Genomic DNA, 14,877 nt, shown 5'->3' with positions numbered 1-14,877 from the left:
TTGACAAATTTTTACAAAAAAACTTGCCCAAATTGCATTTTAAAGGCATAATAGCAGGTTTCAACTTTTTCAAAATTAAAGCAACTTTAAAAAAGGCAAATTTATGGCAATTCGCACAGAATATTGCGGTAGTGTTACCGAAAGCTACATTGACCAAACCATTACCGTTGTCGGCTGGGTACACCGCCGTCGCGACCACGGGGGCGTAATTTTCTTGGACATGAGAGACCGGGACGGACTATTACAAGTCGTCATTGACCCCGACACGCCAGAAGCCTTTGCCACCGCTGATAAGGCACGTTCTGAATTTATCCTAAAAATCACAGGGCGTGTGCGTGCCAGATACGAAGGCACCCAAAACCCCAACATGAAAAGCGGTCAAATTGAACTTCTTGCCAAAGAAATTGAAACCCTTGCCACGAGCGAAACGCCACCATTTCCGCTAAACGATGATTTTAGCAACGTTTCAGAAGAGCTACGCCTAAAATACCGCTTCCTTGACATTCGCCGTCCTGAAATGCTTGACCGCTTGCGTTTTCGCTCAAAGGTAACAAGCCTTATCCGCAACTACCTAGACGAGCATGGCTTTTTGGACGTTGAAACACCTATCCTAACTCGTGCCACCCCAGAAGGGGCAAGGGATTACCTTGTGCCAAGCCGTGTGTCTAATGGCGAGTTTTATGCCCTGCCACAGTCGCCACAGCTATTCAAACAGCTTCTTATGGTAGGCGGTATTGACCGTTATTATCAAATCGCCAAGTGTTTCCGTGATGAAGATTTGCGTGCCGACCGCCAGCCTGAATTTACCCAAATTGACGTCGAGACCTCATTCCTTGATGACAACGACATCATGGACTTAATGGAAGGCATGACCACCAAGCTATTTGATGAACTTTTGGACGTAAAATTTGATAAATTTGAGCGTATGCCGTACTCACAAGCCATGCGTGATTATGCGTCCGACAAGCCTGATTTGCGTATTCCACTAAAACTTGTGGACGTGGCGGACATCATGCAAAACGTGGAGTTTAAAGTATTCTCCGCCCCTGCGGCAGACCCCAAAGGTCGTGTGGTTGCCCTACGCATTCCAAAAGGTGGTGAGATTACGCGTCGCCAGATTGATGACTACACCAAATTTGTTGGCATTTATGGGGCAAAAGGTCTAGCCTACATCAAGGTAAATGATGTATCTAACATCAACAACGGCGTAGATAAAGAAAGCGGACTACAATCGCCTATCATCAAAAATATGACCGATGACGTGCTTGTAGAACTTATCAAACGCACAGGTGCCGAAAATGGCGACATCATTTTCTTTGGTGCCGACAAAGCCAAAGTGGTTAATGACGCTATGGGTGCGTTGCGTGTCAAAATCGGTCATGATTTAAATCTTTTGACCTGTGAGTGGGCTCCACTATGGGTTGTGGATTTCCCCATGTTTGAAGAGACTGATGACGGTAAGTGGACATCAGTTCACCACCCATTTACCAAGCCAAAAGGCACAGTAGAAGAGATGAAAAACAGCCCAGAGACCGCTCTGTCTATCGCTTATGACATGGTGCTAAACGGTACCGAGATTGGCGGTGGAAGTCTTCGTATCAATACCCTAGATATGCAAAAGGCAGTCTTTGAAGCACTAGGCATTAATGAAGCCGAAGCCGAAGAGAAATTTAGCTTCCTACTGAACGCCCTAAAATACGGTGCGCCACCGCATGGCGGATTGGCATTTGGTCTTGACCGTTTGGTCATGCTCATGACAGGAGCAAGCTCTATTCGGGACGTTATTGCCTTTCCTAAGACCAAAACGGCAGAATGTCCGCTCACCGAAGCCCCTGCTGGCGTGGATAATAAGCAACTGCGTGAGCTTGGCATTCGTGTGCGTGAAAAAGAAAAAGCTGAATAATCATAGACTTGTGATTTATGCTTAATCTTATCAAATTCGTGCCAATGTCCTTTTTGGGGGCATTGGCTCGTTTTGCGTCTTATCTTGCCAAATGGTCAAATGCCAGCATTTACCGCAGTATTTGCACCAATCTCATGCTAGTCCGCCCTTTTATGGATAAGGACGAGCGAGACAGGCTTGCCTTTACCGCCTTGCAAAATCAGCTTATCAGCACCCTAGACAGTGCCAAAAGCTGGGCAATGTCCCCAGAATGGTCTATCGCCCAAATCAAAACGGTGCATAACCGTGAGATTTTGGAGCGTGGTTTTGCCAATCCCAAGGGGCTGATTTTGGTGGTGCCACACATCGGCACTTGGGAGATGATGAACGCATGGCTGTGCGGTTTTGGCGATCTGACGATTATGTATAAACCGTCTGGCAATCCTAGCCTTGACCGATTTATCCTAAGCGGTCGTGAACGGCTGTCCGCTACGCTTGTCCCCACCGACAGCACAGGCGTTAAGGCGATTTTTAAAACGCTAAAATCAGGCGGATTTACTGTGATTTTGCCCGACCATGTGCCTGATAAAAATGGCGGAGAGATTGTACCGTTTTTTGGCATTCCCACCATGACAGGCACGCTCACCACCAAACTTGCTCAAAAAACAGGCTGTGCGTTGGTTGGTCTGGCGTGTATTAAAGGCAAGGACGGATTTGAGATATTTTGTTATGATTTGACCGACCCCAATTTGTACGACAAAAACGACATCATCGCCACCACTGCTTTAAATAATAGTATGCAGATGATGATAAATGAGCATTTTGCCCATTATATGTGGGGCTATCGGCGATTTAAGACCACGCCTTTTGGCGAAAATCCCTATCTGTTGCCTTTTGATGATTTGCACGCCCAAATAAAATCTTATAAAATAGACAAAAACAAGGAAAATCCATGACCGACAACCGCTATGTGATTTGCATGAAATGGGGAACCAAATACGGTGCCGAGTACGTCAATCGCCTGTATAATATGGTAAAACGCCATTTGACCCTTGATTTTCAAATGGTGTGCTTGACGGACGACCCCACGGGCATTGATGATAATGTCAAATGCTATCCCATTCCCGAGCTAAACCTACCTGCCAACCTGCCCGAACGTGGCTGGAAAAAACTCACCACCTTTAAGCCAGAATTGTATGATTTAAAAGGCACGGCGTTATTTTTGGATATTGACATTGTCATCGTGGATAATATTGACTGCTTTTTTACGCACAAAGCGGAGCATGATGACAGCGTGATGATTATCCGTGATTGGAAAAAGCCGTGGCGAATGGTCGGCAACAGTTCGGTATATCGCTTTAAAGTGGGGCAAAATACTTATCCGAACTTACTTAGTTATTTTGAACAAAATTTTGAAAAAATCCGTTCAGAAGTTCGCCACGAACAGGCGTTTTTATCCAATTATCTGCGTGAACATCATCATTTGGAATATTGGGACGCCAGTTGGTGTGTGAGTTTTAAATATCACTGCCTGCAAAAAATTCCCATGGCGTATTTTGTCCCACCCAAAAAACCACACGGGGCAAAAATCGTCATCTTTCATGGCGAGATTAATCCACCAGACGCCATCACAGGTGGGGGCGGTAAATGGTATCGCCATGTTTTGCCAAGTGAGTGGATTAAGGATGCTTGGCAATGAGTCAATACCCCCTATCAGTCGTCATGATTGTCAAAAATGAAGCCAAAAATTTGGCAATCAGCTTGCCTGCTCTAGACGGCTTGGCGGACGAGATTATCATTTTGGATAGCGGTAGCACCGACAACAGCCGAGAAATTGCCGAACAATATGGGGCAAAATGGCACGTCAATACCGACTGGCAAGGCTTTGGCAAACAACGCCAACTTGCCCAATCATACGCCACAGGCGAATGGATATTGGCATTAGACGCTGATGAAGAGATTACCGATGAGCTAAAACAGAGCATTTTGGCGGTCATTAAAAATCCACCCAATGATACGGTATATGGGATCAAACGCATAGACTGTATTTTTGGGCATGAGATTGATAACAGGCTATGGGCGGTTAAGGCTCATTGGCGACTGTATCCAAAAAAATATAACTATGACAATAACTTAGTGCATGAATCGGTCGTGCTAAATGGGGCAAGCACTGCCACGCTTGACGGCTTTATGCGACATCACACGGCAGACACGCCCCTATTTTGGCTCACCAAACGTCTAGAATACGCCAAAGCATGGGCGGACGATAGGCACAGACAGGGCAAAAAAGGCAAATTTAGTAAGGTAATTTTAAACCCGTTTTGGGCGTTTTTTAAACAGTATTTTGTGGACGGGCGTTTTTTGCAGGGCAGGTATGGGTTGATTTATTCGCTGATGTTTACCCAATACACCTTTAACAAATACGCCATTTTGTACGATTTGACCCACAACCAAGCCGAACAAGCGTTTTTAAAATCGGTAGAATTTGCCAAAAATCTCACGCCCATTGATTTGACCAACAAAAAAAGCACGCTGTCGCTTGTCATGATTTGCAAAAACGAATCCAAGCACCTAAAAGCGTGCCTTGATACCGTGCATGATTTGGTAGATGAGATTATCATTTTGGATAGCGGTAGCACCGATGATACCCGCAAGATTGCCGAATCTTTTGGAGCAAAATGGCACACCAATACCGACTGGCAAGGCTTTGGCAAACAACGCCAACTTGCCCAGTCTTATGCTACAAGCGATTATGTGCTGGTGCTGGACGCTGATGAACGCCTTGACCAAGAATTAAGGCAGTCTATTGCTGATATATTAAGGCAACCCGTGCAGACAGATAAGGTCTTTGCCATTGCTCGGGTCAATACCTTTTGTGGCGTGGAAGTTCAGCCACGCTCATGGTACACCGATAAGCTTGCTCGGCTCTATGCTCGCACGCAGTTTAAATATTCAGACTTAGAAGTGCATGAATCGCTTGACCAACAAGGCGTGCCAAGCGTGGTATTAAAGGGCTATTTGCCCCACATCACCAACGACAATCTGCATCATTTTTTGGTAAAAAATATCCGATACAGCCACGACTGGGCAAAAGAAAAACACACCAAAGGCAAAACCGTGAGCATGGCAGGACTGCTTGTTCGCTCGTGGTTTTCGTTTGTGCGTGAGCATGTCATCCGTGCCGACTTTATGGGCGGGGCGTACGGCTATATCTTGGCGGTGGCGTCTTTGGGTTATACCTTGGATAAATACATCATGCTGTGGCAGATGAATCGGAATAAGCCATGAAAAACTATGTCATCAGTCTAGCTACCGCTCATGACCGCCGAGAGCATATCAAGGCGGAATTCGGCAAACAAGGTATTGAATTTGCATTTTTTGATGCGGTTACGCCAGACAACATAGAGCGTATTTCCACGCAATTAAACATTCCTTTGGCAAACAACCAACGCTTGTCATTGGGCGAAAAGGCATGTTTTTTAAGTCATGTCTTTTTATGGCAAAAGATGATAGATGACAACTTAGAGCATATCGCCATTTTTGAAGATGACGTATATTTGGGCGAAAATGCCGTTGCCTTTTTACAAGACGACTGGTTAAACTTTCCTTTTGATATTATCAAGCTAGAAACATGGCATGAATTGGTGCATTTGGGCAAACCTATCATTCATCATCATGGCAGGGCATTACACCCCCTAAAAAGCACCCACGTTGGAGCATGCGGTTACATCATCTCAAAAGACCATGCTTGCTCGCTCATGGGTTATTTGCAACACGATTTTGATATTCACGGACAAGCCATAGACCATATTTTATTTGGAAACACTTGCATTAATTCAACCATCTATCAGCTAAACCCTGCTCTAGCCATTCAGTCAGATAGGCATGACAATACCCTAAAAAGCACACTCGAAGCCACTCGCAACAACCGTTATGAGCAACCTATGACTTTAATCCAACAATTTAACCGTCGCATGAAAACATGGAAGCGAAGCATTTTAAAAAGACTTGTCTACAAGATAGTACCATTTAAGTAGTTGACTGTCTACACTCTCATGTTTAGCCTATCCTTGATATTCGCCTTTGATTTTGGGCGTTGTGCGTTTAAATTCTCGCCTGCCAATACTCTTTCATAGCATTCCACATACGCCTTTGACATGGACAGATGACTAAAATGCGATTTGGCTCGCTCATGGCATGCTCGTCTGTCAAACTTATCAACATCTTTGACCGCTTCGGTCAGCACCGCATAACTGTCCGACAACACCCCCACGTCATCGCTGACAATATCGGGCATTGCCCCAAATGGCGTGGCAAATACAGGACAACCCAAATATAAACTTTCAATCATGGCAAGCCCAAACGGCTCATGCCACAACACAGGAAAAATCAGCCCTTTTGAATTTCTCACAAGGTCATTTTTAGCCATGCCACCCACCATACCGTGAAAAGTCAAATCCGATGATAAATAAAAATATGGATTGCGTTTTAGATTAAAGCGTTTACCGCCCAAAATATGTATGGGTATATTGGCATTTTTGGCGATTTTTATCGCTCCTTGTACGTTTTTGATTCGCCATGTCGCCTTTGCCAAATAATGCACATAATTTTGTGGCTTGTCCAAATTTGGCTCGCCATAATCCGCCCAATACAGCCCATTATGCACATAGCAATTGGCATGATAATTCTCAGCGTGTTTGGATGATAAATAAATGGTGTTGATATTAAATTCTTTTTCAATATCACTATTGCTATGCTCAGTACAGACAAATGGCGTATTTATCTCGCCATCATAGGGAAAATGAAAGTGAATAATATCCGCCCAGCCTTCTATTTGACCCTCCAAGGGTTTATTTTCATCATATATCAAGCCATCGGGATTTTTATTGTCGTATTTGGTCAAAAACCTAACATCATGCCCAAGCTCTTTTTGCCCTTGATATAACGCCCATAATACCCGTTCCGTCCCACCATAATCATTGGGCGGAATAGGTAGGGAAGTTAATAAAACGTGTAATATTTTCATGCAACTCCCAATCGTAGCTTGACAAAATGACGAAATTTAGGCAATATACCATAAATTTTCTCATTCGCCAACGCCATGCTTAAAAATTATGTCATCAGCCTTGCCAATGCACAAGAAAGACGTCTACATATTATACAAGAATTTGGACAAAAAGAGATTAATTTTGAATTTTTTGATGCTGTTACACCAGACCAAATTGATGAGTTAGCGACTAAATTTGGGCTAGATATCACCAATGCCAATCTAACCAAAGGAGAGTTGGCATGCTTATTTAGTCATGTTAGTTTATGGCAAAAAGCCATTGATGATGATTTGGAGTATATTGGAATCTTTGAGGATGATGTATACTTAGCCAATTCAAGCCAGTCATTTCTAAATAATACCGACTGGATTCCCAAAGATTGCCACATTATCAAAATAGAGTTGTTTGACAAAATCATTTTGTCAAAAGGCACTAAGATTTCTGCAAAAGACAGGTTTTTAATCCCTCTTATTGACATTCATCTTGGGTGTGCAGGATATATATTGTCCAAAGATGCCGCTATCAATCTTGTGGACTTTCATAAAGATTATACTAAATATAACGGCATTATTGCTGTCGATCACATTGTATTTGAACATTACATACAGCATGGCAAGTATCATCCATATCAATTAAACCCCTGTCTATGCATACAAAGCGACAGACAGACCAATCAAACTATTATTTCAAGTCAACTAGAACAAGATCGTCGAAACAGATTTGAAAACATACTTAGAATTGAGCGTGAAAAAATTCATCAAAATTTGTATAAAAAGATTTGGAGAGAGGTAAAAAGACCATTCTGGCAATTTTATAGATGGATAAAAAAAATTATCACCCATATAGATAGAAAGAGAAAAACTGTTTACTTGACACTTGATTAATACACTTGATATGGGGCGCACTGAACCTTTATAACAACATTTACAATTTAGACATATTTTAGAAACAAACCAACCGTTTTTGCATGAGAAACGTGCAATTCCCCTGCTTTTTTAAACGGGCATTTTTCATTGCAAATGCAAAAGGCAGGCACGTCCTAGTGACATTCACAAAAATTATTAGCTAAAAATTAATTGTAATTTAGAAAAGCAAGATTGCCAATATTGAAAGCTTTTAAATTTACGATTACAAGCTTCCAAGATCATCAAAAATCATTATGTAATTAATTATACTTATCCAAACATAAGACAATCAAAGAGAGCAACCCATGTCAGGCAACACAATAGGACAACTTTTTAGCGTAACCACCTGTGGCGAGTCGCATGGCGTGGGGCTTATGGCGATTGTGGACGGTGTACCGCCCAATTTGGAGCTGTGCGAGGCGGATTTGCAAGCCGAGCTTGACCGCCGTAAACCGGGGACTTCTAAATTCGCCACTCAACGTAAAGAAGATGACGTGGTGGAGATTATCTCTGGGGTGTTTGAGGGGCGTACCACAGGCACACCGATTGGGCTACTCATTCGCAACACCGACCAAAAATCCAAAGATTATGGCAATATCGCCACAACTTTTCGCCCCAATCATGCCGACTATACCTACACGATGAAGTACGGCTTTCGGGATTATCGGGGCGGTGGGCGTTCGTCTGCTCGTGAGACTGCCATGCGTGTGGCGGCAGGAGCGATTGCCAAAAAATATTTAAAAGAACGTTTGGGCGTTGTCATTCGTGGACACGTTACCCAAATTGGCACTGAAAAGGCTGAGAAACTAGATTGGGATATTGTAAACCAAAACCCGTTTTTTTGTGGAGATATTGACGCTCTGCCACGTTTTGAGGCGTTGGTTACGTCCTTGCGTGAACAAGGCACAAGCTGTGGGGCGAAATTGGAGGTTTTTGCCGAGAATGTCCCCGTGGGTTTGGGCGAGCCGATTTTTGACCGCCTAGATGCGGACATTGCCCATGCGATGATGTCTATCAATGCTGTCAAAGGTGTGGAAATTGGTGATGGGTTTGCGGTTGCCGAGCAGTTTGGGCATGACAGCCGAGACGAGCTAACCCCTGACGGTTTTTGTGCCAATCACGCAGGCGGGATTTTGGGTGGGATTAGTAGTGGGCAGGCTATTCGTGTTGCCATTGCCCTAAAACCGACCGCCAGTATCACCACCGCAGGCAAGACGATTAACCTAGATGGTGAGGCAACAGACGTCATTACCAAAGGTCGCCATGATCCTTGTGTGGGCGTGCGAGCCACACCGATTGCTGAGGCGATGCTTGCCATTGTCCTACTTGACCATTATTTGCGTCATCGTGGGCAAAATGCCGATGTTGTGCAACCATTAAAGCCGATTGAATAAAAGTTATCATGTTTAAGATGAAAAATAAACTTTTTAAAATCATCGGCTTGGCATTATTATTGGTTGGGCAGTCGTCTGTTGCCAGTGAGCCTACACTCATGGATTGGTACAAAGTCATGCCCCCAAATTACGCCCAATTTCAATCGGTTTATGGGTCAGATTTGGACGGTACGGTATTTTCGCAAATGCTACGCCCCAGCGATGAGCAATATTTTTCAGATGAGCCGTTAAGTTCAGAAAAAATACAGCTTGGGGCGAAACTCTCCGATGAAGCCTATTATCATTGCATGGTGTGGGGTTATCATCGGCTAACTTTGATGTATGGCGATGATGATTTAGACGAGATTACCAACCAACTGTTGCAATTATACCAAAGCCACGAGGATGTGTATGACATTTATAATATTTTGCTCGCATCTGACCGCTATCATTTCCCCATGACCGAACAAAAGGCATGGCAACGTATCCAACAAAACCGAGCAAATGGCTATGATAATCGCGATTTTCACAAAGTCGTGCGAGAGCGAATTTCTCAATTAAAAGATAATCAACAATGACCCCTGCCATTCGCCTATTAAAAAAGCAAAAAATCGCCCATAGCGTCCACGAATACGACCACGACCCAAATAACACAAATTTTGGGCTAGAAGCGTCCGAAAAGTTAGGTTTGTCGCCTGATACGGTGTTTAAAACCTTACTCGTTACGGACGGTAAGGCGTATTTTGTGGCGATATTGCCCGTGTGTCATCTGCTTAATTTGAAGAAAATGGCGAATGCCGTGGGTGTAAAAAAGCTTGTTATGGCAAATCCTAGCGACGCCGAACGTTTAACAGGTTATATCGTGGGCGGGATTAGCCCCATTGGACAGAAAAAACGCCTAAAAACCGTGATACATTCTTCCGCCCAAAACCTTGATAAAATGTATGTGAGCGGTGGCAAGCGTGGACTGGATATTGGCATTGCCCCTGATGAGTTAGCAGGTGTTTTAACGGCACAGTTTTGTGATATCATAGATGAGTAATTTTTAATCAGAGAGGTTTTATGAAAAAATTAATGCTTAGCATGATGGCGAGTGTTGCCATGCTAACAGGTTGTGCTACCACAGGCACGGATGGCACAACCAATGCCATCAATACCGCAACCAATGCTGGTATGGCAGTATTTAAAAATGCTGTGGACATCCAATGTCGCACTCAGCTCAATGGCTATAATGCCTACAAAACCATTACCATGCTGATGCCTGCCGAGCAAAAGACAGCTCTTGAAAACAAAGTATGTGGCTGTGTCAGCGAAAAAGCCCCGCAAAGTGTCACCCTTGCCGAACTAGGTCAAGCTGTGATTGATGAAAATGCTCGTGTGCAAATCGCCACATCTGCGGTAAGCAAGACGATTAATGCCTGCGTGAGTGAGTTTGCTGGCGGTATTTGATAAGCATAAACCCAAATCTAGTGATTTGGGTTTTTAAAATACCCACTTATCGCTCAGCAGTCATAACGTCAAAGCGATAAATAAAACCTTATCATCAATAAAGCAATTCATCCATTACTCCCCCTTCACCCTATCCACCTGTCTTTTGAACTCATCACGATACTCCAAAAGCTCCTCGCAGGTAATGGCAAAAATCCCGCTTCCGCCCTTTTCAAAGGTAAGCCAGTCAAACTGAATCTCAGGATAGGATTGACGTAACGCCCATTCGCTATCGCCCACTTCACACACCAATAGCCCGTCTTTTGTCAGATAATCGGGGGCGTGGTACAAAATCTGATGTACCAAATCCAAACCGTCTTGTCCTGCCGCCAAGGCGTGTTCTGGCTCATGCAAAAACTCTGGCGGTAGCTCCGCCATGACCGCCGCATCCACATAAGGCGGATTGGTTACAATCAGCTCATACTGATTTTCGGCAGGGATTTTGGCAAACAAATCACTCTCAATCAGATTGACTTGATGAGACAGTTCATGGTGTTCCACGTTCGTCCATGCCACTTCCAAGGCATCTTTATCAATATCCGCCCCGTCCACATTGGCATCAGGGAATGCCACCGCCAAAGCAATGGCGATACAACCCGACCCCGTGCATAAATCCAAAATCCGCTCAGGCGGAGCCAGTTGCAACTCTTGCAAACCGTGGGCAAAAAACTTGGTTTTATTGGCATTATCCACATCAAAATACGGGTAGAAGTTTTGATTGATAAGTTCGGCAATGGGCGAGCGTGGAATAAGCACACGCTCATCCACATAAAACGGCAAATTACAAAAATACGCCAAGTTGATAAGATACGACAACGGCTTACGCTGAATAATCCGCTCAGCGAGTAGGTCAAGCACCGCCTGTTTTTCGCTGTCGGTCAAACGACAATCCAAAATCTCAGGATTCGCCCCCCAATCTAGGTTTAGCGTGTGCAGGACAATAGCCGAGCTTTCGGCAAATTCGTCAGTCGTCCCCTGTGCCACCACCACGTCATATTCACGCAGTTTGCTCACACAAAAACGAATAAAATCCCGAATGGTACGCAAATTGCGACCTGCTTCATCAAGCTGAATATGTAGCTCATCAATTTGGGCAGGGCTTAATTTGCCATTTTCTAGCTCGTCTAAATTGTCCGAGCCGTCAAATTCTTGCTGAGTATCATCGCTAAACTGGTCATCTAAATGGGTATCTGGCATGGTATTCTCTTAATTGGATAAAATTGCCATTATAAAGAAAAATCGCCCATTTTTAAACCGCTTTTTAAATCAGCCATTAAATTTTATGGCAAAAATGGTTTTTTTGGGGAAAAATTGATAAAATAGATAAGATTTATAGCAATGTTCTGAAAAGTATATTTAACTAGGTTTTCCGTTCGCCCTTGTATCAACCCAACACCAAACCTAGATTATCTGCTAGAATGTTGTTGGGTTATACAAGCAAAGAGAACACGGGTTCGCCCTTAGTGTCTTAACACTGGTGCTCAGATGGTGTCCTTTGCTTGTCATCTTAACTCTGAATGGTATCTAAGTGCGTTTATTAAAACAGACACTGCATAAACAAGGCAAGAGACAGATGATACACTATATTGGCATAGACATCAGCAAAGCAAAGTTTGATGTTGCATTTATAAACCCAAGCACAAATAAAGTAAAAACCAAGGTTTTTAACAACAACAAAGCAGGCTTTGATTTACTGCTTGCTTGGTTAAAAACCAATGTCAGCAATCATCTTGATGAGCTACACATCATCCTAGAAGCAACAGGGGTTTATCATGAACACCTAAGTGAGTTTCTTGATGATAATAATATCAAGCAAAGCATTGTCAATCCTAACTATGTCCGCAAATTTGCAGACAGTTTGGGGGTAATCCATAAAACTGATAAAAAAGACAGCATTATTTTATCAAGGTATGGTTATAGCCACAAGCCTGAGGTTTGGGTAGCACCTAGCATTGAAGCCAAACAGCTAAAAGCTCTATTGGCTCGCTTAGAAGCACTCAAAGAAGATTTGCAACGAGAGCAAAACCGACAAGAGTTGCTCTTATCACCCAATCTGCCCGATTTGGTTAAAGCATCCATGCAAACAGTCATCAGTGTCCTTCAAGAGGAAATTGCCAAACTCACCAAAGACATTGATGACTTTGTTGACAAACAACCAAGTTTAAAGCAAGACAAAACCTTACTTGAAACCATTGACGGTATTGGTTCTGTTATTGCCAAAGAAGTGGTATGCTTAATACATACCAAACAATTTAAAAAAGCCTCACAGATGGCTTCGTTTTTAGGCTTAATACCCAAACAAAGACAGTCAGGTGTCTTTAAGGGAGCAACCAAACTGTCCAAACAAGGGCAAGTCTCTTTGCGTGCTAAGCTGTATATGTCTGCAATGAGTGCCATTCGTTATAATAGCACCATTAAGGCATTTTATGAACGATTACAACAAAACGGTAAAACCAAAATGCAAGCCTTATGTGCTTGTATGCGTAAATTGGTACATATCTGTTTTGGTGTTATCAAAACCCAAACATCCTTTGAGCAACAAGTATCTTTAAGTTAGTTTGTAAGATACTAGATACCAGATACTTAAAAAACCATTGACTTAGGTGGGGTATCATGGTATCTGAGCTAAGTCGAAGGGTGAAAGAAAACCTTTTCATGGTTCGACTTAGCTCACCACGAACGGTTTTCTTAATAACGTACTTTTTAAACCACAACTAAATTTATTTTTATCAAAAAGAGACACCCATGACCGACAAACTGCCCTTTTGCTTACCTGCCGACATCACGCCCGAGATTTTCTTAAAAGAATATTGGCAAAAAAAGCCCCTACTTATCAAAAACGGCTTACCTGCCCTTGTGGGTATGTTTGAGCCGACAGACGTGCTGGATTTGGCGATAGAAGACGGCGTGTCAGCACGGCTTATCGCCCAAAAAGACGACAATCCAAACCAATGGACGCTTAAAAATTCGCCTTTGACCGAGCAAGACTTGCAAGACACGCCACGCCTGTGGACGGTATTGGTGCAAAACCTAGAACAATGGTCGCCCGAGCTTGGCGAGCTGTGGCAAGCCTTTGATTTTATTCCAAAATGGCAACAAGACGACATCATGGTGTCGGTCGCTGGGGCGGGTGGTTCGGTGGGTGAGCATTATGACGAATATGACGTATTTTTGGCACAAGGCTATGGCTCTCGCCGTTGGACGCTTGGCAAAATATGCGATAGCGACACGCCATTTATCGAAGGTCAGCCCATTCGCCTGCTTGACGACATGGGGCAGATTATTTTTGATGAAATCCTAGAAGCAGGGGATGTTTTGTATGTACCGCCACGCCTTAGCCATTATGGGGTTGCCCAAGACGACTGCTTGACGTTTAGCTTTGGGTTTCGCCGTCCCAACATGGTGCAAATCCTAGACGAAGTGGCAGACGTTGCCACAGGCGAACATGCCCTATTCTCTCCGCTTATCCTGCCCCAAACCTTGCAAGACAATGCTTATGAACTCACGAACGAGAGCATTTCTGCCATAAAAAATGAGCTTATCAATTTGCTAAATTCTGATAAAGGCAACGCCATTTTAACCCAAGCATTGAGTGAGTTGGTTAGCAAACGCCAGTATGATTTAGTCGCCTTTGATGATGAGCTTGCCCCCGATGAGCTAGCCGAACGCTTACAAAATGGCGAATGCCTGATGATAAATCCTGCCTGCCGATTTGTCCGACAAAATGACGATTGGTACATCAATGGCGAATGCGTGTGTTTTAATGACAATGAATTGGCACTGATTGACCGCTTTACCGATAATGACGTGATTACATTTGATGACTTATCTTGTGATTTGGACGATGAATTATTGGCAAATTGTGCAGATTGGTTAAATGATAAGTGGCTGATTTTGATTTGATTCATTGGTATTATCTCATTAAATATATTGGGCGAATCACATTCGCCCAAAATTCAATACTTTATACAGGGCAAATTGCAATTTACCCCTACAAAATATCCAAAAAGTATAATTAAGCAACAATGCCAATTCATTTAACTTAGCCCATTTAAATACCAAGCAACAAACTTGGCATTTTTATACCACCAACACCCACCCCAATCACGCCCTACCCCCAAAAGAGCATAGCCAAAACCCCCATTTTCTGCTATAATCCTGCCCAATTTTAAATGATTTAG

General features: G+C 43.4%; 14 protein-coding genes. 12 read left to right on the top strand and 2 right to left on the bottom strand.

Features of this window, described 5'->3' with window-relative positions:
- Window positions 1-103 precede the first annotated feature (103 nt).
- The 5 genes from aspS to AAHK14_RS10535 are packed head-to-tail and all read left to right on the top strand — an operon-like array spanning window position 104 to window position 5,919.
- Window positions 104-1,903: an aspartate--tRNA ligase gene (gene aspS, locus AAHK14_RS10555; protein WP_065256653.1), complete on the top strand. Its 1,800-nt coding sequence runs from the start codon at window positions 104-106 to the stop codon at window positions 1,901-1,903.
- Window positions 1,904-1,920: 17 nt separating this feature from the next.
- Window positions 1,921-2,838 (top strand): lysophospholipid acyltransferase family protein, encoded by a 918-nt coding sequence (locus AAHK14_RS10550; protein WP_065256654.1) that lies wholly within the window; start codon window positions 1,921-1,923, stop codon window positions 2,836-2,838.
- A complete protein-coding gene (locus AAHK14_RS10545; protein ID WP_065256655.1) occupies window positions 2,835-3,581 on the top strand; it encodes a glycosyltransferase in 747 nt (248 codons plus the stop codon). The genes AAHK14_RS10550 and AAHK14_RS10545 overlap by 4 nt, the downstream gene beginning before the upstream one ends.
- A complete protein-coding gene (locus tag AAHK14_RS10540) occupies window positions 3,578-5,170 on the top strand; it encodes a glycosyltransferase family 2 protein (RefSeq protein WP_227514755.1) in 1,593 nt (530 codons plus the stop codon). The genes AAHK14_RS10545 and AAHK14_RS10540 overlap by 4 nt, the downstream gene beginning before the upstream one ends.
- Window positions 5,167-5,919, top strand: a complete 753-nt coding sequence (locus tag AAHK14_RS10535) for a glycosyltransferase family 25 protein (RefSeq protein ID WP_065256656.1) — start codon at window positions 5,167-5,169, stop codon at window positions 5,917-5,919. Before AAHK14_RS10540 ends, AAHK14_RS10535 begins: the two co-directional genes overlap by 4 nt.
- Window positions 5,920-5,927: 8 nt before the next feature.
- Here the strand turns inward: AAHK14_RS10535 and AAHK14_RS10530 are convergent, their stop codons facing one another.
- Window positions 5,928-6,908 carry a glycosyltransferase family 4 protein gene (locus tag AAHK14_RS10530; protein WP_065256657.1) on the bottom strand — a complete coding sequence of 327 codons (981 nt, stop codon included), beginning with the start codon at window positions 6,906-6,908 and terminating at the stop codon, window positions 5,928-5,930.
- A 75-nt stretch (window positions 6,909-6,983) separates the two neighbouring features.
- Here AAHK14_RS10530 and AAHK14_RS10525 point away from each other — a divergent pair, with 75 nt between their 5' ends.
- The 5 genes from AAHK14_RS10525 (at window position 6,984) to AAHK14_RS10505 (ending at window position 10,657) form a co-directional block, all read left to right on the top strand.
- Window positions 6,984-7,814, top strand: coding sequence for a glycosyltransferase family 25 protein (locus AAHK14_RS10525; protein WP_065256658.1), 831 nt, complete (start codon window positions 6,984-6,986; stop codon window positions 7,812-7,814).
- 326 nt (window positions 7,815-8,140) lie between these two features.
- Window positions 8,141-9,229, top strand: coding sequence for a chorismate synthase (aroC, locus tag AAHK14_RS10520; protein WP_065256659.1), 1,089 nt, complete (start codon window positions 8,141-8,143; stop codon window positions 9,227-9,229).
- A gap of 17 nt (window positions 9,230-9,246) precedes the next feature.
- A complete protein-coding gene (locus AAHK14_RS10515) occupies window positions 9,247-9,786 on the top strand; it encodes a hypothetical protein (RefSeq protein ID WP_065256660.1) in 540 nt (179 codons plus the stop codon).
- On the top strand, window positions 9,783-10,250 hold the full coding sequence (ybaK, locus tag AAHK14_RS10510; RefSeq protein WP_065256661.1) for a Cys-tRNA(Pro) deacylase: 468 nt from the start codon (window positions 9,783-9,785) through the stop codon (window positions 10,248-10,250). The genes AAHK14_RS10515 and ybaK overlap by 4 nt, the downstream gene beginning before the upstream one ends.
- A gap of 20 nt (window positions 10,251-10,270) precedes the next feature.
- Window positions 10,271-10,657 (top strand): hypothetical protein, encoded by a 387-nt coding sequence (locus tag AAHK14_RS10505; RefSeq protein ID WP_065256662.1) that lies wholly within the window; start codon window positions 10,271-10,273, stop codon window positions 10,655-10,657.
- A gap of 114 nt (window positions 10,658-10,771) precedes the next feature.
- Here AAHK14_RS10505 and prmB read toward each other — a convergent pair whose 3' ends face one another.
- Window positions 10,772-11,893: a 50S ribosomal protein L3 N(5)-glutamine methyltransferase gene (prmB, locus tag AAHK14_RS10500; RefSeq protein ID WP_065256663.1), complete on the bottom strand. Its 1,122-nt coding sequence runs from the start codon at window positions 11,891-11,893 to the stop codon at window positions 10,772-10,774.
- A 331-nt stretch (window positions 11,894-12,224) separates the two neighbouring features.
- Here prmB and AAHK14_RS10495 point away from each other — a divergent pair, with 331 nt between their 5' ends.
- Together AAHK14_RS10495 and AAHK14_RS10490 are read left to right on the top strand one after the other, a co-directional pair.
- Complete coding sequence (locus AAHK14_RS10495) at window positions 12,225-13,253, top strand: IS110 family transposase (RefSeq protein WP_083108321.1); 1,029 nt, start codon at window positions 12,225-12,227, stop codon at window positions 13,251-13,253.
- Window positions 13,254-13,441: 188 nt separating this feature from the next.
- Complete coding sequence (locus AAHK14_RS10490) at window positions 13,442-14,599, top strand: cupin domain-containing protein (protein WP_065254929.1); 1,158 nt, start codon at window positions 13,442-13,444, stop codon at window positions 14,597-14,599.
- The last annotated feature ends 278 nt before the right edge of the window (window positions 14,600-14,877 follow it).

Origin of the sequence: Moraxella sp. K1664 (assembly GCF_039693965.1) — a bacterium.
Classification (GTDB): Bacteria; Pseudomonadota; Gammaproteobacteria; order Pseudomonadales; family Moraxellaceae; genus Moraxella.
Note: the sequence above shows the minus strand (reverse complement) of the source record. Positions and strands in the feature narration are given on the sequence as shown.